At 37.8% G+C, this 22,469-nt stretch carries 24 protein-coding genes and 2 pseudogenes; 12 read left to right on the top strand and 14 right to left on the bottom strand.

The genetic code is table 11. The features are described 5' to 3' along the window. The 3 genes from AC1RPN_RS07360 to AC1RPN_RS07370 form a co-directional block, all read left to right on the top strand. Nucleotides 1-1,925 (top strand): Eco57I restriction-modification methylase domain-containing protein (locus AC1RPN_RS07360; protein ID WP_481762416.1); only part of this gene is annotated, 1,925 nt, incomplete at its 5' end. Between the two features lie 306 nt (nt 1,926-2,231). Then, nucleotides 2,232-2,822: a site-specific integrase gene (locus AC1RPN_RS07365; protein WP_150262567.1), complete on the top strand. Its 591-nt coding sequence runs from the start codon at nt 2,232-2,234 to the stop codon at nt 2,820-2,822. 92 nt (nt 2,823-2,914) lie between these two features. Next, nucleotides 2,915-3,175, top strand: coding sequence for a transposase (locus AC1RPN_RS07370; RefSeq protein ID WP_263317203.1), 261 nt, complete (start codon nt 2,915-2,917; stop codon nt 3,173-3,175). A gap of 109 nt (nt 3,176-3,284) precedes the next feature. Here AC1RPN_RS07370 and AC1RPN_RS07375 read toward each other — a convergent pair whose 3' ends face one another. From AC1RPN_RS07375 to trxA, 3 genes are read right to left on the bottom strand one after another with little or no spacing between them, the layout of a single operon-like run. Then, entirely contained in the window at nt 3,285-3,542 is a 258-nt protein-coding gene (locus AC1RPN_RS07375; protein ID WP_010276712.1) for a metal-sensitive transcriptional regulator, read from the bottom strand. A gap of 20 nt (nt 3,543-3,562) precedes the next feature. Further along, nucleotides 3,563-5,206, bottom strand: coding sequence for an FAD-dependent oxidoreductase (locus AC1RPN_RS07380; protein ID WP_481762417.1), 1,644 nt, complete (start codon nt 5,204-5,206; stop codon nt 3,563-3,565). Nucleotides 5,207-5,216: 10 nt separating this feature from the next. Beyond that, nucleotides 5,217-5,543, bottom strand: coding sequence for a thioredoxin (trxA, locus tag AC1RPN_RS07385; protein WP_010276702.1), 327 nt, complete (start codon nt 5,541-5,543; stop codon nt 5,217-5,219). A gap of 174 nt (nt 5,544-5,717) precedes the next feature. On the opposite strand from trxA, the gene AC1RPN_RS07390 reads away from it, so the two are divergent. After that, a complete protein-coding gene (locus tag AC1RPN_RS07390) occupies nt 5,718-5,900 on the top strand; it encodes a hypothetical protein (protein WP_224142993.1) in 183 nt (60 codons plus the stop codon). A 103-nt stretch (nt 5,901-6,003) separates the two neighbouring features. On the opposite strand, the gene AC1RPN_RS07395 is transcribed toward AC1RPN_RS07390, so the two are convergent. The 7 genes from AC1RPN_RS07395 to AC1RPN_RS07425 all read right to left on the bottom strand — a co-directional run bounded on the left by AC1RPN_RS07395 (nt 6,004) and on the right by AC1RPN_RS07425 (nt 11,039). Next, nucleotides 6,004-6,675, bottom strand: a complete 672-nt coding sequence (locus AC1RPN_RS07395) for a TetR/AcrR family transcriptional regulator (protein ID WP_481762418.1) — start codon at nt 6,673-6,675, stop codon at nt 6,004-6,006. A gap of 4 nt (nt 6,676-6,679) precedes the next feature. Next, nucleotides 6,680-7,927, bottom strand: a complete 1,248-nt coding sequence (locus AC1RPN_RS07400; RefSeq protein ID WP_014975085.1) for an ABC transporter permease — start codon at nt 7,925-7,927, stop codon at nt 6,680-6,682. Beyond that, the gene (locus AC1RPN_RS07405; protein ID WP_014975086.1) at nt 7,905-8,648 is read right to left on the bottom strand and encodes an ABC transporter ATP-binding protein; all 744 of its coding nucleotides are present in this window, start codon (nt 8,646-8,648) and stop codon (nt 7,905-7,907) included. Before AC1RPN_RS07405 ends, AC1RPN_RS07400 begins: the two co-directional genes overlap by 23 nt. Nucleotides 8,649-8,895: 247 nt before the next feature. Continuing rightward, nucleotides 8,896-9,363, bottom strand: a complete 468-nt coding sequence (locus tag AC1RPN_RS07410) for a Dps family protein (protein ID WP_003587210.1) — start codon at nt 9,361-9,363, stop codon at nt 8,896-8,898. A gap of 550 nt (nt 9,364-9,913) precedes the next feature. Next, on the bottom strand, nt 9,914-10,216 hold the full coding sequence (locus AC1RPN_RS07415) for a type II toxin-antitoxin system YafQ family toxin (RefSeq protein WP_050340497.1): 303 nt from the start codon (nt 10,214-10,216) through the stop codon (nt 9,914-9,916). Beyond that, nucleotides 10,206-10,484 (bottom strand): plasmid mobilization protein, encoded by a 279-nt coding sequence (locus AC1RPN_RS07420; protein WP_003625288.1) that lies wholly within the window; start codon nt 10,482-10,484, stop codon nt 10,206-10,208. Before AC1RPN_RS07420 ends, AC1RPN_RS07415 begins: the two co-directional genes overlap by 11 nt. A 291-nt stretch (nt 10,485-10,775) precedes the next feature. Further along, entirely contained in the window at nt 10,776-11,039 is a 264-nt protein-coding gene (locus AC1RPN_RS07425; RefSeq protein WP_481762419.1) for a transposase, read from the bottom strand. Nucleotides 11,040-11,216: 177 nt separating this feature from the next. On the opposite strand from AC1RPN_RS07425, the gene folE reads away from it, so the two are divergent. The 3 genes from folE (at nt 11,217) to AC1RPN_RS07440 (ending at nt 14,332) form a co-directional block, all read left to right on the top strand. Beyond that, nucleotides 11,217-11,864 carry a GTP cyclohydrolase I FolE gene (folE, locus tag AC1RPN_RS07430; protein WP_481762420.1) on the top strand — a complete coding sequence of 216 codons (648 nt, stop codon included), beginning with the start codon at nt 11,217-11,219 and terminating at the stop codon, nt 11,862-11,864. Nucleotides 11,865-11,872: 8 nt separating this feature from the next. Further along, a complete protein-coding gene (locus AC1RPN_RS07435; protein ID WP_481762421.1) occupies nt 11,873-12,634 on the top strand; it encodes an SDR family oxidoreductase in 762 nt (253 codons plus the stop codon). Between the two features lie 519 nt (nt 12,635-13,153). Then, nucleotides 13,154-14,332 (top strand): IS256 family transposase, encoded by a 1,179-nt coding sequence (locus AC1RPN_RS07440; protein WP_068222488.1) that lies wholly within the window; start codon nt 13,154-13,156, stop codon nt 14,330-14,332. Nucleotides 14,333-14,512: 180 nt separating this feature from the next. On the opposite strand, the gene AC1RPN_RS07445 is transcribed toward AC1RPN_RS07440, so the two are convergent. The 3 genes from AC1RPN_RS07445 to AC1RPN_RS07455 form a co-directional block, all read right to left on the bottom strand. Continuing rightward, nucleotides 14,513-14,884 carry a DUF488 domain-containing protein gene (locus tag AC1RPN_RS07445; protein WP_019039877.1) on the bottom strand — a complete coding sequence of 124 codons (372 nt, stop codon included), beginning with the start codon at nt 14,882-14,884 and terminating at the stop codon, nt 14,513-14,515. Nucleotides 14,885-14,916: 32 nt separating this feature from the next. Continuing rightward, a complete protein-coding gene (locus tag AC1RPN_RS07450; protein ID WP_481762422.1) occupies nt 14,917-16,128 on the bottom strand; it encodes an NAD(P)/FAD-dependent oxidoreductase in 1,212 nt (403 codons plus the stop codon). A gap of 182 nt (nt 16,129-16,310) precedes the next feature. Continuing rightward, the gene (locus AC1RPN_RS07455) at nt 16,311-17,486 is read right to left on the bottom strand and encodes an IS256 family transposase (protein WP_010492178.1); all 1,176 of its coding nucleotides are present in this window, start codon (nt 17,484-17,486) and stop codon (nt 16,311-16,313) included. Nucleotides 17,487-17,602: 116 nt separating this feature from the next. On the opposite strand from AC1RPN_RS07455, the gene AC1RPN_RS07460 reads away from it, so the two are divergent. From AC1RPN_RS07460 to AC1RPN_RS07480, 5 genes and pseudogenes are all read left to right on the top strand, one after another. Beyond that, complete coding sequence (locus AC1RPN_RS07460) at nt 17,603-18,256, top strand: hypothetical protein (RefSeq protein WP_481762423.1); 654 nt, start codon at nt 17,603-17,605, stop codon at nt 18,254-18,256. 563 nt (nt 18,257-18,819) lie between these two features. Beyond that, on the top strand, nt 18,820-19,116 hold the full coding sequence (locus AC1RPN_RS07465; RefSeq protein ID WP_019040614.1) for a DUF5839 family protein: 297 nt from the start codon (nt 18,820-18,822) through the stop codon (nt 19,114-19,116). A 409-nt stretch (nt 19,117-19,525) separates the two neighbouring features. After that, a pseudogene (locus AC1RPN_RS07470) lies at nt 19,526-19,747 on the top strand (IS30 family transposase); the annotation flags it as partial. 722 nt (nt 19,748-20,469) lie between these two features. After that, nucleotides 20,470-20,853 (top strand): annotated as a pseudogene (locus tag AC1RPN_RS07475) (TrlF family ATPase); the annotation flags it as partial. A 291-nt stretch (nt 20,854-21,144) separates the two neighbouring features. Further along, entirely contained in the window at nt 21,145-21,726 is a 582-nt protein-coding gene (locus AC1RPN_RS07480; protein WP_014216283.1) for a recombinase family protein, read from the top strand. Nucleotides 21,727-21,830: 104 nt separating this feature from the next. On the opposite strand, the gene AC1RPN_RS07485 is transcribed toward AC1RPN_RS07480, so the two are convergent. Further along, nucleotides 21,831-22,400: a hypothetical protein gene (locus AC1RPN_RS07485; RefSeq protein WP_481762424.1), complete on the bottom strand. Its 570-nt coding sequence runs from the start codon at nt 22,398-22,400 to the stop codon at nt 21,831-21,833. Between the last annotated feature and the right edge of the window lie 69 nt (nt 22,401-22,469).

Raw genomic sequence — 22,469 nt, forward strand, 5'->3', positions numbered from 1 at the left:
AGACGAAGCTGGATATCATTGAACACAATTTGTTTGGGGTTGATATTAATCAAAACTCCGTCAATATTACTAGGCTTCGACTTTGGATTGAGTTGCTAAAGAATTCATATTATGAGGAAGATGGAAATCTTCGGACTATGCCAAATCTTGAAATGAATATCAAGGCTGGAAATTCAGTTGTGTTCAAGTATGCTTTGAATCGTAATCTTGGTGATGTCACAGCTCATACCGATTTGACAGTGACTGAGTTTAAAGAATTGGTTCAAGATTATCGCAATACAGATGATAAGGTGGTCAAGTCAAAAATTGAAAAGGCGATCGAAGATTTTAAGAACCAAATTATCAATAGCATTTTGGATAAAGGTGATCGGACTAAACTACGTAACCTGCACCAACAACGAAATGAGTTGCAGGGTGGAATGCTATTGTTTGAGACCAAGTATGAACGTGAAAAGCGAAAAAAGCAGATTAAAAAGCTTGATAAACAAATTGTTGTCAAAGAAGCTCGACTGAAAGAAGTAAATAAGGCCCCACTCTTTGCCAATTCATTTGAGTGGCGATTCGAATTTCCTGAGGCCCTTAATGGCAATGGGGCATATACTGGATTTGATTTAGTTGTTGCTAATCCACCTTATATTGGAATGAAAGGCCATAAAGATATTTTTGAAAGTGTTGCTCAAACTGATTTTGGGGCACAATGGTCGAAAGGCAAGATTGACTTCTTTTATTATTTTATTCACTTAGCAATCGATCTACTGAATAAAAATGGCTCTTTGGCATTTATCACTACTAATTATTGGCTTACTGCGACTGATGGAGCAGCTCTTCGTAATGATTTAATTAGTCGTATGCACTTGACTGATTTATTGAACTTTAAGGAATTAAAGATTTTTAGTTCGGCGCTCGGTCAGCACAACGTTATCACTTTTGGAACTAAAGCATCCTATCCTGGTGAAGTTAGCACATTAGTTACGAATGAGACGGGGTCTGCTCACAGTGATGTGTTTGAGCTCATAGTTGAGGGTAAGAACTCAAACACCGACTACGGACTTGTTCCACAAAGCGAATTGCAAGATCAGAGTACGGGATACTTTGTTTTAGATTCAGCATCTCGTGATGAATCGTTGACTGATTTAATTGTGAAACTTAAAAGCCAAAAAACGTTACTGTCGTATACTGAAAATCCTAAATTGGGACTGACAACGGGCTCAAATAAGATTTTCATTTGGGGAAAGGGGTCTGTGGAAGCAATGTCAATGACCGACTATGAACGCAATTTGTTCAAACCGCTTATAAATGGTAGTTCATTAACTACGGTTACAGAAAAAACTTTTCCAGATTCATATGTGATGTATATTGATCATACTGTTGACAAAAAAAAGATTCCAAACTTATTAAAATGGATTAAGAGTCAACCTGATTATGATAGACTTACGAAAAGGCGGGAAGTTACTAGCGGTCGCATACGATCGTTTGAACTATGGTGGCCGCGTGAACAATGGATGTTTGAAAGTAAATCAACCATTTATGTCCAAAAAAGAGCAAAAAATCCACGTTTCACGTTGAATACGCAAGGTTATTATCTAAAGGATGACTCGTATGCAATTACACTAAGTCAGGCATATCAAAGGCATGATAAATATACAAAAGTAATTTTGGCCGTACTGAACTCCACAATAGCTCATTTTTGGCTAGTGAAACTGGGACGCAAAAAGGGAAAGTCATTGGAATTATATCCACAAGTTCTTGCTACAATTCCAATGCCAAACGTGGAACTTATTAAGGAGACAGATATCATTAAACTAGATGACGCGATTAATTCTGGGAATCTCCTTGATGTAGCCGATCGATTTGCGGTGAATTGGTTCAATTTAGATATGGGAGATATTAATATAATGAATAAATACATCGTAGATAATCAATAAGTATGGTTGAGAAAAAACTTGCCATAGTTTATACAGGTTTAGTTAGAGTTTAATCAAGGGAACTCTGTATTATCAATGATGACTATGGTCAGTATATTTAAATAACCACTAACAAAGGGTCTATAATTATATAATGACCCCTAGGAAAGACTATTAAAACAGCCCCCATTATCTGACTAGTAGATAATGGGGGCTGTTTTTTTGTTAAGTGATATAATAAACCATAAAAGAAGTTTAGAAATACGGTCCTGGTCATCAATAAATAAACAATTTAATTATTTAATTTCAGAAAGGTATATATGAATCATGGCGCAACAAATTGTCCTACCGATCAAAGACTCCAACGTTTTAAAGATGGTACAAGATACACTTCTCGATAGTTTCCGTGCTGGTCGCCGAAATTACACCGTTTTTCAAGTTGGTAAGGCCACGCTACTACGTGTGAGTGATGTCATGACATTAAAAAAATCAGATGTCTATAATCCAGACGGCTCTGTCAAAAATACAGCCTTTATTCATGATAAAAAGACCGGTAAAGCAAACACGTTATATTTAAAGCCTGTTCAGCAAGACTTGTTGCAATATCATGATTGGTTGGTCCAAGAAAATATCAATTCTGAGTGGTTATTTCCCTCGACAGCCCATCATGATCACCATATCACCGAGAAACAGTTTTATAAAGTGATGGTGCGTGTTGGTGATCTACTAGGTATCAACTATTTAGGCACGCACACTATGCGTAAAACAGGTGCTTATCGTGTCTATACACAGTCAAATTACAATATTGGTTTAGTCATGCACTTATTGAATCACTCAAGTGAAGCCATGACACTGACTTACCTTGGGTTAGACCAAGCTAGTCGCGAAACGATGTTAGATCAAATTGATTTTGGTTAACCTATAAAAAAATTTTGCTCGTATACTGAAAATCCGGATTGCTTTATTTCTAGGACATAATCCGAGATAATCAAGTATAGGTTTTTTTTATTATGAAAGCTAAGAGATACTCAACTGAATTTAAATCATCAATCGTTGCCTTGTACAACGAGGGTCGTTCTGTTAATTCGCTGGCCAATGAATATCATTTGGCTGTACAAACGGTTACGGGCTGGGTCAAAAATCTCAAATCAATCCCAACTGCTCTTATACTAAAAATAGTCCATTTTTTTAGTACAAGAGCAGAAGTCCAAGCAGCCATTGGTTGGTATATCAATTTTTATAATCGAAATCGTATCTCAAATGTTGCCTAAGTAACTGAATAAAAATAGTCCAATTTATTGACTTCTGAGCACTATACTCTATTTTTACGGTGGCATTTCTAATTTGTTAAATTTTCATATTAAATTTTAATGTTCCTATCTATTTAACTCTAACTAACAGTTCAAGTGCCTTTTGATATTGCTCAGATCCTGTTTCTGCTTCTGAACAATTTCTAATATTTTCAGCAATAACTAACTTTATTGCCTTATCAAGACTTGCTCTGACAGCAGATAACTGTATGACGACCTCTTCACAAGGACGCTCTTCATCAATCATATTGACAATTCCATTTATTTGGCCTGCTGATCTCTTTAACCTATTTTGTATATTTTCATACTGATATGCTATTGTATTCATACCTGAACCTCATAAGTCAATTATTTTACAATGTTTTGTGGATACATCAACTGATACAGTGAAAACGCACCATCAAGATTTTTGACATTTCTGAATCCATTATTAATAAATATTCGTTCAGCTGTATAACTTCGTTGACCTGTAGCACACGATACAATGATACCAGTATCTTTTGGTATTTGATTAATACGGTCTCGTATTTTTTCTAACGGAATATTTATGAAACCATTAATTAATCCCATAGCTCTAATTTCCTGAGAAGATCGTACATCAATTAATAAGTAACCATCACGCCTGTAATTCTCTAATTCATTATATTGAATATTATGAGATCGACTATTAATAATATTTTCAGCCACATAACCGGAAATATGAACGGGATCTTTAGCTGCTCCGAAAGGAGGAGCATACGTTAATTCCAGTTCAGGTAAATCATCTACTTTCAGCCTAAATTTGATTGCCGTTGCAAGAAGATCAATACGCTTATCTACCCCTTCATTTCCAACAGCTTGGGCACCTATAATATCACCAGTATTTGTAAAAATAAGTTTTATCATAACTTGTGTTGCGCCAGGATAATAGCTTGCGTGATGATAAGAAAAAGTATGAGTCACATGATAATTTAAACCAAGTTGCTTTGCTTGTTTTTCATTAATACCTGTACTTGCAGCTGATTTAGAAAAAACCTTAACGATTGATGTGCCAATCTCAGGTTTATTTTTAATAGATAAACCGTGAATAGCATCAGCAACTTGTCGCCCATGTCTGTTTGCTGGTCCCGCTAATGGAATTAGTGTTTCCTGTTCAGTAATTTGATGAATAACACTGATAACGTCACCAATTGCATAAATGTTAGAGTCACTTGTTTTAAAATCATGATCCACAACAATGCCTTTATTGGGCCCAACTTTTAGGCCTGCAGCTATGGCTATATCAGAATTTGGTCGAATTCCTGCAGCAATAATAACAGCATCAGCTTGTATTGACATACCATTATCTAAATAAAGAATGTCTCTGCTCACCTTATTTATAGTAGTTCCCGTATTGATACGAACGTCATTTTTTATGAGCTCATTCGTAATCGACTGTGCCATCTCAATATCAAGATTTGGCAATATTTGGTTAGAACGTTCAATAAGATTGACTGAAAAACCTCTCTTAATCAAATTTTCAGTAACTTCTATACCAATAAATCCAGCACCAAGTACCGCAACCGTTTTAATACTCTCATCTAAATGGCTCATAATGTTATCTAAATCAGGGATATTACGTAATTGAAAAATGTTTGATTGAGTATGAAGCCCCTTAATCTTAGGTATTACAGGACTAGATCCTAAAGATAATATTAATTTATCATAATATAGCTTCTCTTGTTGGTCATCATGATTGACAGATATCATCTTATTATCTCTATCAATATGGGTCACTTCACTGTTAACACGTACATCTATATTAAACCTACTTCTTAAATCATCAGCGGTTTGCACAATTAATTGGGAGCGATGTTTAATCGTTTTGCTAATGTGGTAAGGTAACCCACAATTTGCAAAAGAAACGAAAGGGCCTTTTTCGAAGACTATAATTTCATCTTTTTCAGATAGCCTTCGCAGTCTAGTAGCAGCTGACATACCGGCTGCTACCCCCCCCACTATAATAATCCTCATGTTATACCTCTTAGATATACTTTTTTAAAGTATTTTCGATTTCATCTTTAGGATGAAATCCAACAATTTTATCAATGACTTGACCATTTTTCTTAATAATTAACGTGGGGATACCTTGAATGCCTAGTTGGCTGGCAACCTGTTTATTTTCATCGATATTTACTGAGGTAAACTTTATTTTACCGCCTAATTGATTTTCTTCTGATAAGTGTTGTAGTATAGGGTCCATCATCTTGCATGGCGGGCACCAATCAGCACGAAAATCGGTCAAAGTAACCCCTTCTTGTGTTTCATTTTCAAATGTACTATCAGTAATTTCTTTGATTGTTGCACTCATTTCTGCTTTCCTCCAAATATTCTAGGTTTCTATGATTAAGAAAGAAGGTAATATATACCCCCTAGGGTATATATTACCTTCTTTCTTAGTTTTTAGCAATCTCATCAACATGCTCAGAAGTCAATAAATTGGACTATTTTTTTAGTATAAGAGCAATTACTCGCGCCGGTAGATTTGTCCAACACCACGTCAATTCCGGTTACAACCATTCAGGCAACGACCCAGGCTAAACTTGCCGAGCTCCCACGAACAACCCAGCGGCTCGTCAACCCAGATCTTTACTCGGTCTACATGACGACCACACTCAGCCAGTTACAAACTAGTTTGTTGAATAAAATGACGATACTAGCAGATTAACAAACGAACACGCGTAGCAACGACCAAAGCCACTTCTGTACTTAGCGTTCAAATGACCGCTAAGTACAGAAGTGGCTTTAGTTTATATCAAGTAACAGTTAGCTCACTGACCAGTAATTTGATCATGTTCACCCGGGGTCAATATTTTGGTCATCACCGTAATCAAATACGCTTGTTCGCGCTCAATTTCAGTTCCCGGCAATTCCAGCATTAACTGCGCTAGGTAACCGAATAGCTGCGATAACAAACTTTGCAGTATCAAATCATTCGGCCAATCCACAATCAAATGATCTGCTTTTAGTTGATTTATGACACTTCCCATCTGCTTGACCATCTTAGGCGCAATCTGGCTAAGAATCTGTTCGCGTCGTTCGGTGTCAAAAGCTGCCATTTCAAAAATGACCTTTAACTCTTTCACGTTAGCTTTAGCAAATGCAACTCGGTCCGTAAAAATTGCTGTGACGAATGCCTGTAGACTGGGATAACGCTGCCGTAATTCATCCTCTGAAAAATCACTCACTAAGATTGGCACAATGTGCGCGGTAATTGGTGCTAAGATGGCATCCCGTAAGGCAGCCTTAGTCTTATACCGCCGATAGACCGTCCCCTCCGCAACGCCGGCCCGTTGTGCAATATCACTAGTACTGGTCTGGTCAAAACCCTTTTCAGCAAACAAATCGAGACTTGCCTGGAGGATGGCCCGTTGCTTAGGTGTAATCGTTTCATTCTGACTTAGATCCTGTTGAAAATAATCCCGTATCCGTGGTCGTTCCATATCCTCACACCTTCCGATAACGTTTCATTCCAACAATATTCAACATTGTTAGTACGACCATAAACCCTACTAATATTAACAAATTGACACCAATATCGCCAAGCCCAGCACCCTTTGTCACAACAGCCGTCATCGCATTAGCACCATAGTATAACGGCATGATGTGGGCAATTGCTTGCAACCAACTGGCCATGCCATCGACTGGAACCAACCCAGCAAAAAAGATTTGTGGTACAACAATCAGTGGAATAAACTGAATCATTTGAAATTCTGAGTTAGCAAAGGTGGAAATAAAGATACCCAAGGTCAAAGCTACTAACGCTAATAATAAGTTAGTCAGAAAGACCAGCCAAATACTACCAACTAAGTGAATCTTGAAGACCGTAATTGTGAAAACAACGGTCAGGACAGTCTGAATGATGGCAAAGCCCCCATAACCAATTAGATAGCCCATAATAATTTCACTCCGTCGAATTGGGGTTGCAAGTAGCCGGCTTAGGGTTCCAGTAGTGCGTTCATTCAAAAGTGAAACGCCAGAAATCAAGAACACAAAGAAGAAGACAAAGAAACCGAGAAAGGCTGGAAAAAAGTTTTCAAAGAACGTTGAATCACTACTACTATAAATATAATGAGACTTAGTCGTATAACTGGTTGCTTTAGCTGACTGAGTCGAACTAGACGTCGTGGCTGTGGCCTGCTTGAGTTGCTTTTGTAATTTCTCAGCAGTTGCCTGGTCACCGCGGGCCTGGGCTTGTGCAATGGCAGTCTTCAGCTTGGTCACCGTTGCTTGTGTCTGGGCTGCTGTCAGCTTCTTCAAAGCGGCTTGTTGCGATTCAAGGGCCGCGCGCTGTTTCTTAGTAACGGTCACCAGCGTCTTCATTTTCAACTTGACTAATCCTGATTGTAAACTCGCCTTAATTAAAGACGTGTTGGTTGGATTGCTATTTGAATAAGTAATCGTCAATTGACCATTTTTCTGAGTCAAATAGCCATCTAGATCATGCTGCTTAATCATTTTCCGTGCCTGTGAACTATCATAATGATGAATCGTCACGTTTTTGGTATCGATCACGTTAACCACGGATTGGTCTACATGATGAACACCCAAGCTTGCTACTTGCGTCGTGTTGTTTTGAAATAAGAAATACATCAGCGTCATAATCAGCAATGGTGCCAAAAACATCAGCGCCAAGGTACGCTTATCACGTAACATTTGCTTAAAAACTCGTTTAACTATTGCCATCGTTCGCATCTTGCATCCGCCCCGCTTTCATAAAGACCTGTTCGATCGTATCTACTGCATACTGTTGTTTCAGTGCCGCGGGTGTCCCCTCAGCAAGCGCAATCCCGTGCCGAATCAACATGAGATAATCACACCGTTCTGCTTCGTCCATGACATGCGTTGTCACGAGCATCGACTTACCGGTATCCTTGAGCTTATTTAGTTCGGTCCAAATTTGTTGCCGTAATTCTGGATCAATCCCAACGGTCGGTTCATCTAAAATCAATAATTGGGGATCCTGAATCAGGGCAATTGCCAACGACAAGCGCCGTTTCATCCCACCCGAATAGCCACTGACCCGCTTGTCTAATTGGGACGTTAAATCAACTAATCCTGCTGCATAATCAATCATCTGTGCTAACTTTATTTTTGGAACGCTCATCAATTGCCCAAACAAGGTTAGGTTTTCACGGGCCGTTAGTGTCTCATACAAAGCGTCACTTTGGGCCATATACCCTACTTGTGCCATTACCGCCCTATTGGGCATCACCGTATCCATGACTTTAACAGTGCCACTATCCACAACTTCCATCCCTAAAATACTCTTGATCAAGGTGGTCTTCCCAGCTCCTGATGGCCCAATCAAACCATAAATCATTCCAGCCGGCAGTGTCAAATCAATCTGATTGAGCACTTGCTGATGACCAAAGTGCTTGCTGACCTGCTTGGCGATGACATAATCCGTTGCCATTTTAATAACCCTCTTTCTCAAAGTGAGTATATACTCACTCACTTAATGGCTTTAGTATAATTCAGTACATATCGGTTTGTCAACATTAAAATAAGTTATCACTCACTTATTTTGTTTCCGGCCCATTTGTCACCGCATTGCAAACAAAAATACGCCACCCCGTTGTTGGGATGTCGCATTTTAATTAAATAGCAGCACTGATATAAGCGTTAGCAATGTTTAAGCCTACCGATTTTTTAATATTATTTTATTCATCAATTTCCGGCGCCGATCCAAGCTCTGCCTGAATCATCCAGATTTTCTTCTCAATTGCGGTTTTGAGACCAATGAAAATATCTTGGGTACTGAAGTCTTTTTCAACATCGGATACTTCAATGCCGTGTTGGTAAAGGTCTTCCAAGTAACGATAGCCATCAACTAAGTGTGCGAGGCGTTCTGGGGTTGTTTTGTCCCATTCACCAGGCCAGTCTTGAATCTTAGTGTTTTCGGCCATTTCTTTTAAGGTCGAGTAAGGACTGCCATCAAGCGCAATCAGCCGTTCAGAAATGACATCGAGTTGGCTGTCAATTTCTTCCATGAACTCATCCATCAAGGGGTGCAACTTCAAAAAGTTGGGTCCACGCATGTACCAATGCGTCTGATGGATAATCATTGACATCTGGCTCAAATCGGCAACGAGTTGATTTAATACTGCTTTGGTTTTCGTATATTTCATTAGATTGATCTCCTTTTGATATGGTTATTATAACATAGTGGTAGCTTAATCTGAAACGTTATACACTGGCAAATTAAGTTATTTATAGCCCGTAGAATTAAGTCGTTTTGAAAAGATGGAGACGTTATATGGTAGATTGTAAAATTAAATAAATCTACAATTGAATTTTATTTACCTTATGAAGATGTTCAAAACGCGTTAAAGGAAAGTGCGCAAAATCCCTTTATACGTACAAAGGATGAATGGGTAGTGGGTAACAATGAGTGTAAATTAAATAAGGCACAAAAAAGGATGCTTAAGGATAAAGAAATATATAATCATTTCAATTTAGAAAATATTTCCAGTTCCATCAAAACGGAGCTAAACAAGATAGTGCATGACATCGATGACTAATACTTTAACACCAAACAGAAAGGGGCTATGAATATATAGGGTCTATAACTTACCAAATCGCCCCTCAAAATCATTGTTAAAATAGCCCCCAATATCTATATTATAGATATTGGGGGCTATTTTAATTTATTTTTTTATAAGTGCCCCTAAACTATAGTTATTGATTCAAGATTTCATGGGAGCCAGTTGCAACCAATAACAAAATCAATTCATCATGATCTAGCTGATAAATAACAATCCAGTTGTCATAATTTTTACCATAGTTTCCATATCTGGCAGGGTGAAATTCACGATAGCCACGCCAATTTCCTTTTAATGCATGATCTTTAATCTGTTTCAAAACAAGTACATCTTGTTCAACAATTGCTTCTAAACAAGGCTTCAAGACAGTTATTGGGAAATGTTTTTTGACTAGTTTTTTTAATTCACGTTCAAAAGATTTGGCCTGTTTAATTTGCATCTAACTTATCGATCCAATCTTCAAAGTCAGTCAATGAACCAATGTTTTTGACCTGCCCTGTTTCTGCTTCTTTTTTAGCGGCTAAGGCTTCCGGAGAATCTAAAAAGCTGACTAATCGAACTTCATTATTGGCCGCTTTAACTAACGATAAGCGTATATACTCAGAAACGGTTAGCCCTTGTTTTGCTAGATTAGCTTTAGCCCGTTCACTAATGTCAGGTGTTACACGAGTTGAAATTGTCTTGTTTTTAATAATAGTATTACTCATACTAATCCGCCTCCTTTAAGTTTACCATCGTACTACATTATAATATTCGATTTTTAAGTTTTCTGCAACTAAATTAATTTTAAAGTAAAGGAACTAACAGCTTATGCAACAAGTTGTCTTACCCATCAAAGATCTGGCTTTTTAAAATCGTATCTTGTTTATCATGACGACTTATCTGATAGTGTTTCCAATGATAATACGTACTTTTAGAAAGCCCTAAGGCTTTCAAGATTATCCAGAGGCGGTGTTTACATAATTGTTCGTTGATAAAGTCTATGGCTTTAACTTTGCCTAATGCCTTCCCAGTAACACCGCCGCTGCTTTTAAAATTTCATTTTCTTCTTTTAACTGCTGGTTTTCTTTCTGTAGTCGCTTGAAGGCTTCAACACTCGTTACGCCACCGTCAGGTAGTTCAACTAATTTGGCCCGCTTGATCCAATGACTGATGGTGGTTGGATGAACCCCATATTCATTGGCTAAGGATTTCTTTGAACGATTTTCATTGTGATAAAGCTTAACGATGTTGTTTTTAAATTCATCTGAATAATATTTCATAAAAAAAACTCCTATTCTGATTTTTATCATTATGACACAAAATCTAATGAATTTGGTACCAAATTTCAGTATAGGAGCAGACTCGTCTTTTTTGATGCAAAGTTGAAAACAAATCGTTGTTCAAAATCATGAACTTGAAGTAGACTTAAGTTATTATTGAGTTAGGAGATTCATATCATGACAACAAACAATGATCATTACAATGAAGCTGAATTACTTGCCAGCTATTTTTTCGAAACTGCAAATAACTCAGAACTATTACAGCAAAAGTTAACTGATGTTCAACAAATCGAACAAGCACTGCAAACTTTAATGGCTCTCTGTGGTCAAGACGACAATAATCCCGATTTAGATAAAACGCCCTTTCGTGTGGTAAAAGCCTTTCTTGAATACACCAGTGGTTACCGCGAAGATCCTACTGCCCATCTAGAAAAAGTCTTTGATATTCAACAAAATGATCCTATTATTGTAAAAGATATCGAATTTTATTCGATGTGCGAACATCATTTTGCACCCTTCTTTGGCGTAGCTCACGTTGCATATCTTCCTGATCAAAAAGTCACCGGACTTTCCAAAATTGCACGGGTCGTTGAAGGTTACGCGCGGCGTTTCCAAGTTCAAGAGCGCTTAACGAATCAAATTGCCGATGCAATTGATACCGTCTTGCAGCCTAAAGGGGTTATGGTAGCTATTGAAGCGAAGCATTTATGTGTTTCAAGTCGCGGCGCTAAAAAAGAACGAGCGCAAACTTTCACGCTGGCTAGTCGTGGTGCTTACATTAAAGATAGCCAATTGCGGTCAGAATTTATGACTGCTATTAAGTGAGGTCACTAATGAGTAAAAGAGTCGCTTTTATTACAGGGAGTACTACGGGACTGGGCGTGCAAATGGCCCATAAACTTGCTCAAGCAGGCTATCAATTAGCCTTAAATTACCGACACAGTCAAACAGCTGCGTTACAATTACAACAAGATTTGGCACGATGCTATCAAGTCAATGCTCGCCTTTACCAAGGCGATGTAAGCCAACAAGCTGACGTGGTACGAATGATTGAACAAATTAAACTTGATTTTGGTAACTTAGATATTTTAATTCTTAACGCTGGTCCCTTTATTCACGATAAATTAAAACTCGTCGACCATACCCCAGCCCAGTGGCATGACATGATGAGTGCTAACCTTGATAGTTTTTTCTATTTAGTTAAGGCAACGGTACCTATGATGGAAAAACAAAATTGGGGCCGCATTATTGCGCTAGGCTTTGACCAAATTGACCAAGTCTCGGGTTGGCAATATCGTGGTGCTTATGCCGCCGCTAAAACTGGTGTGGCCGCGGCGATTAGAACTTTAGCGCTTGAAGAAAAAGACCATCAAATTACTGCAAATATGGTCTGCCCCGGTGATATTAAAGCTGATCTTAAAGAAGCTGACATTGAACAAGCCGAGAAACTTGCACCTAATCAGACTAAACGAAAAGCTGCTGGTGAAGATGTTGCTCGCGTTATTGCCTTTTTATGTGCAGAAGATTCAGACTATTTAACCGGCAACATCATTAACTTAGCTGGCGGCGAAAATATTATTCATCGTCATGACTAAAATTTAAACTACTAGTAACAACTAAATATGGTATAAAATTAGCCTTCCGAAAATCACTCAATATTTTCGGAAGGCTATTTCTATTCTTGATAAATTTTAAATAGCCACACTTTGACCGACGCCGCCAGCAAATATAACCAGTTATTGAACACCATGGTGTCTTAACATGTCTTTCAGTTCCGGGAAGCCCAATTCGAAATGCGCCACTTCATGTGCATCAGAACCTAAAGTGAATTTAGTGCCACCAAGTGACTGCCATAACTCAATCGCATATTCATATAGCCTAAATTATGACGCAAAACAATACTTTTAGCATTCACTTCCAGTGTCAAATCATGTGCAATCGCATTGCGAAACACTTGCACCAGCATTGGTTCTGCTAACCGTTGGAGACTGTAAAATAGTTTGTGTAAGGATGAATGATTCCTTAAATTAATTTTCAAAAACATTAGAAAAAGGAGTTCCTTTCTCGTATGATTGGTTTGAACAAAAAACACATACAGAAAGAGGAACTCCTTCATGAATGATTTTACCAAAAATATGGCTCAAGCTCTATTCAATCAAGACAAAATAAACGATTTATTGCGCAAAGAACTCCAGCAAGCAGTTAATGACTTGTTAGAAGCTGAATTAACTGCCTTTTTAGGTTATGATCCTTATGCAAGAGACGGCTGGAATACTGGTAATTCTAGAAATGGCGCGTATTTCCGTAAAATTGATACCCAGTTTGGATCAATTGAAATCCAGGTGCCACGAGATCGCAATGGTATGTTTCATCAACACACTCTGCCAGACTATAAACAACATACTGATCTCTTAGAAGATATGGTTATAAAGCTTTATTCTAAAGGTGTAACCACTAGAGAAATAGCTAATTTGATCGAAAAAATGTATGGCAGCCATTATAGTCCCGCTCAAGTGTCTAATATCTCTAAGCAAATGATTCCTAAAGTTGAGGCTTATCACAAGCATAAACTGAGCGATAAGTTCTTTTGTGTTTATCTTGATGCAACGTATATACCGTTGCGTCGAGAAACTTTTGAACGAGAAGCAGTATATATTGCCATTGGTATCAAGCCCAACGGTCACAAAGAAGTGATCGATTATTGCATAGCTCCTAGCGAAAATATCGAAGTCTGGACGGAGTTGCTTCAAAATATGAAAAGCAGAGGCCTTAAACAAGTTGAATTATTTTTATCAGATGGTGTTGTGGGTATGAAAACTGCACTAATGCAAACTTATCCTAAAGCTCACTTCCAGCGCTGTTTGGTTCACGTCATGCGTAATATCTGCGCTAAAGTACGTGTAGAAGACCGTGAGGCAATTATGAACGAATTCAAGCAGATTCACCAGCAAGCCAATAAAGCAGCTGCTGTTGATGTATTGCATGCCTTCTATGCCAAATGGGACAAGAGTTATAATCATGTCATAAGAAACCTGAAAGACATCGAGCCGGACCTGCTAGTTTTTTATAACTATCCGAAACAGATCAGAAGTTCAATCTATTCAACTAACATGATTGAATCCTTTAATAATGTTGTTAAGCGCAAAGCCAAACCTAAAGCAGAGTTTCCAACTGAACAGTCGCTTGATACTTTTATTGGAATACAAGCAATGAGCTACAATGATCGATATTTCAAGCGAATCCACAAAGGCTTTGGTCAGGTTCAGAACACCTTAGAATCTTACTTTGATTAAATAAAGAATAAAAAATCAATCTATGAGAAAGATCTATTTACACAAAAGATTTGACAGTTTCTGATTTTTTGACGCTGATTAATGACTTTACTTATATTTTATGCTCTTAACTAAACAAGTCAATTAATGCTAAATAAAAAAGCCTGAATCAAGTGATCCAAGCTTTTTATCAGGTATAACTTATTCCAATTTTTGTTCTAACCATGCTTTTAAAACCACAGCTTGATTGTGTTGCTCGTTTTTGGCACCATAAATTAAAATTACATCTTCACTTTGTAAACAGAGACTAATAAAATCAAGCACCGCTGCACTTAATGGATTGGCGGCAATTTCAGCAAGATAGCGTTGCTTGAATTCAGGATAGCGCTCTTCTTGATGATTAAACCATTTCCTTAACTCAGAACTTGGCGCTAATTCTTTAAGCCACCATTGATAAGGTAAATCAGCTTTAGCGAGCCCCCGAGGCCACAAGCGATCCACTAAAATTTTATAACCAGATGCCCGTTTAACTGCTGCTTGATCATAAGTGCGAATTAATTTAATTTGTGGCATAACAACTTGAACCTCCTTTTAAAAATCACATTTTATAACGTGGATAATGGCTGATTAGTATCGGCAAACCGTTCTGAATCTAATGGTTGACGGTGTGACATTAATTCGGTAACGTCAGCACGCTCGTCATTACCATTAGCAAACAAAATAGCCAATGGTACTTGATTTTCATCAACATAAGCAATTGTAAACTTACCAGAATCAAGATTACCGCGGATAAAAGTTTGATCCCACTTAGTCGTATGACCTAAATATTCAAAGGTTTGATCATACTGATCTGTCCAAAAATATGGTAAGACATCATAAGGCTGACTTTGTGGCTGGATCAGATTAGCGGCAACATTTTTACCGTGACTTTGCGCATTTTCCCAATGTTCCACATGAATCTCTTCACCCTGGAACGGCCAAATAGTAGCATCGCCAACAGCGTAAACATCTTTCAGTGCTGTTTCGCCATATTCATTAACGGCAATATTCTGCCCTAATTCCAAATGATCTGCTTTAATTGACGTGTTAGGAACTGCACCAACACCAACAACAACCATTTGTGCAGGAATTGTTGCACCCGTATCAGTTACCACCCCAGTGACTTGATGCTGTTGGTCATGCGTAAACGATTCAACACCACTACCTAAAACAAATTTGACGCCCTGTTCTTGATGTATCTTAACGAAATATTCTGAAGCCTGTGGACCAACTACACGTCCCAATGGATGTTGACCATGTTCAACAACTGTGACATTAAGGCCTAACTTTCTAAAGGAGCTAGCCAATTCTAAACTAATAAACCCAGCGCCAATTAAGACCACATCTTTAACTTGCTCGCTCCACTGCTTAATCTTGATCGCATCGTGATAACTTCTTAAGTAAAAAATTCCTTCAGCGTCATCATTAGGCAAGTGCAAATGACGTGACTCTGCACCCATAGCTAGAACAAGTTGACCATAAGTAATTTCTTGATGATCTGCTGTGACAACTTTCTTCTTCTCATCATGAACCGCCACAACTTCGGTATTTAATTGTAACTTAATCTCATTTTCAGCAAAGAACGATTCCGGTTTAAAAATAGGTGCATCTAACTTCTTGCCTGTCAGCCAATTTTTAGATAATTTATAACGATTATAAGGCAGTGCGTCTTCGCGATCAATTAAACAAATACTACCTGAAAAACCTTTAGTCCGTAATGCCTTCACCAAATAAAATCCGGCCGTTGAACCACCGACAACTACAATATCAAACTTCATAGAGATCCTCCTAATCTGAATTCGAATTATAACTTAAGTCTAATGCAAAAAGAATAACCACGCAAAATATCGGCTTGTTAGTCTAGCCGATTGACCAAATAAAAACACCATCCAAAAAGGACGAGAGCGTCAAGAAGTTTGTGTAAATAACAAGAAGACTTCTTCGTATCATTTTGTCTAGCTTAAAACATTGATTCTAAAGTATCTTGGCACTGCTTAAAGCCATTATGAGCTCTGCCGAAGTATTTCTCGTTGTACTCTAAGATAATTGTCGCAAGGAAACGGTCAAGTGCTGATTCATTTGGAAATTGTTCTTTGACTTTTGTCTTGCGCTTCAGCTTTTTATTGAATGATTCAATAATGTTCGTTGAGTAAATTGTTCTGCGAATACTCGGAGGAAATTCTAAGAAGGTTAGTAAATTAGACGTACTGGCTAAATTTCTAACCATTCGAGGATACTTTGACTCCCAATGATCGATAAAACGATTTAAAATTAGCTGGGCTTCATCACGTGTTTTTGCTCTGTGGAGTTCTTTGAACTCATTAACGACCTCTGCACGGTCGTTTACGCGAACTTTCTGCATGATATTCCGTGACATATGGATCAGACAGCGTTGAAATTTAGCTTGAGGATAATTGTGGTTAAGCGCTGAATCTAAGCCAACTAAGCCATCTGCGATGACTAACTGGACGTGTTTAATACCACGACTGACTAAACCAGTTAGTAATTCGGACCAAACTTCTGAATTTTCCGTTGGTGCAATACAGTAATCTAAAATTTCTTTATGACCATCTGCTTTAATACCTAAAGCGACATAAACCGACTCTTTTTGAACCGTATCACGACGTAAGGGCACATAAGTTGCATCAAGGAAAAGACAGACGTAGTCTGTCGAACTAAACCGCCGCTGATGATAAGCAGTCACTTGATCCTCAACAATGGCTGTAATGTTGGAAATCGTAGTGGGTGAATAATGAGTTCCATACATCTTTTCGATTAAGTCAGCTATTTCTCGAGTTGTAATTCCTTTTTCGTATAACTGTATAATCGTCGTTTCCAGTGCATCTACTCTTCGAGAATAAGGTGGGATTAAGTTAGCCTTAAACTCGCCCTTGCGATCACGTGGGACACAGATACTCAGCTTTCCATACTCTGAATCAATTTGACGAAAATATTGGCCATTTCGAGAGTTACCAGAGTTGAAACCTTGACGATCATAAGGATCGTAGCCTAGAACAGAAGTTAACTCGGCTTGAAGTAACGTATTTAATGTATCCTGCAGTTGTTTTCTAAAAACTTCTTTTAAATCACCATGAGATAGTAGTACATTTGCCAATTCTTTGTTAAACTGATTCATAGGGGAAGACCTCCGTTGATTTGGTTTAGACGCTTATAATCATACGGGGAAGGTCTTCCTTTTTTCAATACTCATTTACACAAAATATTTTACACTCTCTTGTAGACAGAAAGTATATGAAAAACTTTTTTAATCTCAAATCTATATGGTTATCAAATATTGATACTTTTACAAAAAATAGTGAAGAAGCTGCTGATAACTTAATTGATGATAAATTTGAGGGAAAACTTGAAAAGCTAGCGTTAGACATGCCAGCTTTTATAACTAGTTTTACAGAACTAGATATAAACTCCTTTGACAAAAACGGTTTTGTAAAGGAAGAAATATCATGCTCATTAATAAAATGCGAAGAAAAATTAGGCAAGAATCGTGACTTTATTTTTATTCCTTATCAAAATATGATTCACTTATTGAATGTAATTAAGGAGTGCCAAGCAGGTAAGCGAGAAGGTATCCTAAAAGAAACAACAATATTTGCTCGAAAAGTTTGGTATATCACGGATTACGTAAATAGAATGGACAAACTTGAAAAAGACTATTTTGAAGGTAAAAAGTCTGTGGAGCAAGTTGGCCGAGGCATGCTAGGAACGAAGTCAATGAAGTACTCAATACAAAACGAATTCAGATTGGGCATTGTGTTTCCATACAAAAAATCAAATTATGGTAATGAAGCTGGTACAAACTTAGGCATACAACCTTCTTTTTGCTTTGCGACACAATACTTCAAAAAAGAGGAACTAAGGTCATTGAGTATAGAAAAGCTGAATTAATAGTACTAAACCGAAAATAGCCACTAGGGTATACCTTATTGGCTTTACTTGGCTGTATGAACTGATGCCACCTGCAATAGTTCAGTAGGATTGTCCAAATTAGGCGATATTTATCAAACAGTATGCAAGCTAATTTCGTGTTTGAAGATGGTAAAGGTTTGATATACATGCTGCTGTCACCACACAGAGGGCACCAGCCCCGAATAGCCAGATTCAGTTCCAGGTCTGCCGGATCCAAGACGACGAGCAGGGTTGTTGCAATAATTACCACGAAAGAAGGTTGCCAAGTTTTTGACAAGCATCAACGTGCAATAAGGACGGTAAGCTAACCGTAACGCCAAAAGCTGATAAAACCGCGGAGTATGCTGGTAACCCAGCAAAACCAACGACTCCAGCACCTAAGTCAACGGTTACTAAAGTAGTTAAGATGGCCCAAACTGGTCATCACCAAGCTTGGTTTGATCGATTGGTGGCTTGGTTCAAATAATTGCTAGTTTGAGGGCTCAGCACGTATACTAATGGTGTTAAGAAATGACTACTGGCCAATAATGGGAGGAATCAACATGGCTGATAATGTGTTAATGGCCTATCATATTGTGCATGATCCTGATGAGCGGGCAAAACATGTTTTGAATATGAAAAAGTTGTATAAGTGGCGGATTACCGAAAAGACGAAGGGCACCCCGGTAGTTGGTAATGTGGCGTTAGTCCAAACCCAGTTTGCGAAGCGCACCCCAGTTATGATTTATGCGACGAAGGAAGTTGCCAATGATTTGAGTGACTTACAATCAGTTAAAGTCTTTACGAACAATCGTGATCAAGAGACGGTTAATCAAACCTTTGATGAACTGCTTAAATAGATTAGTGGTCTATAACAATGTGGAATCATTAACATTGTTATGGACCATTTTTGCTAACAAGAAGTGCTAATGTAAAACATACTTGAAATAGCCATGGTGGCAGTTGTGAATACATATTTTGCGCCCAGTATATAAGTTTAACTTAGCTATTATTCCACTAGATTTAGAATGCTAATACTTGCTGATGGATATAAGAATTTAAATGAATTGATAGAATGATGGTAGTAGTCGCCAAAACTATTGACTGGTTAACAGTTGATTTATATGTGCCAGTTATGCTGATGGCCTATTCTCTAATGAATAGTAGGCTCTATACATGTAATAAGAGTGAAGGTCGAATAGGCTTGAGCAACTTAAAAAATAGTTTTTGTTCAAACTTCCTTCGGATTGATTTTACAATCTACCTTGCGGCACTGAGTTTAGCAATCTAATATCATTTGAATCACAATACGGTATTTAGACCTATTACTGCCATGCTTACACGCCGGCTGAACGCGGCAGTAATGAACGATTTAATCAGAACTTACGTTATTTTTACCCTAAATAGAATTGTTTTGAACACATTGGTACTCAAGATTTAACAACTACGTTACTACAAATTAATCAGAGACCGCTTAAAGTACCCAACTGACAAACACTTTACCAAGTTATGTTGACCAATTTGCCAAAAAAATCAGATTAAATTTGTAATTTACCATCATACATTGGATATTTAAGCCAAATAGCTAGTAACTGTTGCTTGACTAATTGACTCCGACGAGAAGTTTTGCTGGGTTACCAATGACAATAACCATCATACGTTGAACTGGAAAACTTTAGCGTTTTTAAAATATGAGGAATGCGGTGCTGGGCTTGTAAACTAGCCTAAATCATTTCTAAGATGACCGTTCGCTCTCTCACCATTCTTTTTTTGTCAATAGCATGCCGCTCGTTTTAAAATATCGAGTTCCTCCCTAAGTCGTCGATTCTCCTCGATTAGGGCTCACTCATGATCCGAAGGGACCTTGGAATTATTGGGATCAGCCTGATTCATCCATTTAGTAACGGTGGAGACACTAACGTTGTATTCCTTAGCTAAGAAATCAGCTGAGCGGTTGTTTTTGTGTAGTAACATGATAGATGACTTAAACTCAGGCGAGTATCGATTCGAATATTTAATGGTCATAATAAAAGACTCCTTTGAAATAATTATAGTGAACAAGTTGTCCGTAATTACATCATAGGAGCCAACAACGGTTACATCCATTCTATGTCAGTAACAGTTAATTTTTATGTAAGCGCCGTCATGCTAATCCTTATACCCCGTGCTCAGGCACAGGCGTTGTATTTAATCCCCCTGTTTAGAGTATCGGGGGTAAGCAGGCATTTATCTTGTTAATGATGCAACTAAGTTTGGACAAGGATGATAAGCCATTTTTGATCGATCAGCCTGAAGATGAGCTTGATAATAAGGCTATCTATGATGAACTCGTTTCTTATTTAAGGCAACAGAAACAACACCGACAGCTATTTGTCGTTACTCACAATGCAAACGTTTTGGTTGGCGGAGACAGTGAATGTGTGACTTTAGCTTCAGAAGAGATGGATTCCAAAACAAGTAAAGGACGAAAATTTAAATATAGACAAGGCCCTATCGAAAATCCAGCTATGCAAACCGAAATTTGCGAAGTCTTAGAGGGTGGAAAACGTGCATTTCAGAAACGTGAAGAAAGATATGCATTCAGTAGAGGTGTTTGATAGAACAATGTGCGATGTTACTGATCCAATTAATGCTCTAAAACACTGGCTTTACGGGTTCAGCAATGATTAACGGGTAAACAGTTAATACACGAATATTCTGATAACGTCATTCCACTATAGATGTTGTTAAAGCAGAAGGATATGATGGCATTCACGAAAGTCGAATATAATAATTAAAGCCTTTCATTCAGGTCACAACTTAACAGTTGTGGCCTCTTTTTTGATACTGTATAATTAAAGGGTTAGAACCGTGTCATTACTTAATGACATAAGTAAGGAGATAAAAAGATGAAATATGGCTATGCGCGGGTCAGTACCACTGATCAAAAATTAGCAAATCAAATTGAGTTACTAAAATTGGCAGGAGCAGGAAAAATCTTTCAGGAAAAGTTTACCGGCACAACTACTGAACGACCGGAGTTTCAAAAACTGTTGCGCACTCTAAAAACAGGTGATACTTTGATTGTCACTAAGCTGGATCGGTTTGCGCGGAACACGCGCGAGGCATTAGCCATTATCCAAGAGTTGTTTAAAGAAAATGTCAAAGTCAACATTTTGAATATGGGCTTAATTGACAATACGCCGACTGGCCAATTAGTCTTTACAATATTTAGCGCCTTTGCGCAGTTTGAACGCGATATGATTGTCACGCGCACACAAGAAGGTAAATTGTATGCCAAGCAACATGATCCGTTGTTTCGGGAAGGGCGACCGAAAACGTATTCTGATGAACAAATCAGATTTGCTTATGAGCTGCGAAAACAAGGCATGACCTACAAGATGATTGAACGAAAAACGGGGATTAGTAAACGCACGCAGCAGCGACGGTTTAAGTTAATTGAGAAACCAAGTGATACTTCTAAAATCTAAGACAGGTGAAAGATCATGAAAAAGGATATTTTAAATTATTTACAATTTTGAGGACTTGGTAATCCGAACCTCAAATTACATCAGCTGGTTTAATTCCGACAGAATTAGAACGAGTGTTTAGAAAAAGATGTGCCATTTATTGACATAGGAGCATTTATTTTTATTCTAAGTTCTTTTTCCTCGCTTATATCTATAAAATCTATGTGGCTTTGGTCATAGGAAATCAGTTGGTTGAATTCTGTATCAGAGTCGTTTGGGGTAAATAAATATAATTCTGTAGCGGCTCCTTTTCCTTTATTAGTAACCTTGTAATGCATATAGATTGTTTGATCAGCGTTCTCCCCCTCGCTGGCATTCAGTTCTAAATCGTAATGTTTATAACTTGTAAAATTAGCACTCCCTATAAATTTGATATGCATATATGGCATTACAGATATCGCATTATCATTCACTCTAATCAAATCGGCTTCCTTTTTTTGTTTAGCGACTTGATTTTGTGTATACAAAATTGTGATAATAACACCTAAAAAACCTAAAAGAGATCCATAAACTGTGCCGAAGTAATTAAGACTAGATTCCCAACTTAAAACTGTATCTAAAGGAACATCATAAAATATTGGATGTAAGCTGATTCCTGAGACAACTTTTAAGAGAGGGTATAATGAATAAATCATCTCTCAAAAGGAAGGAATTTTTACATAGGTAGATTGTAAAATTTAAGTTGAACATATTAGTGGACAGAA

The organism is Dellaglioa sp. CoH-57-MRSF-20, assembly GCF_056781955.1.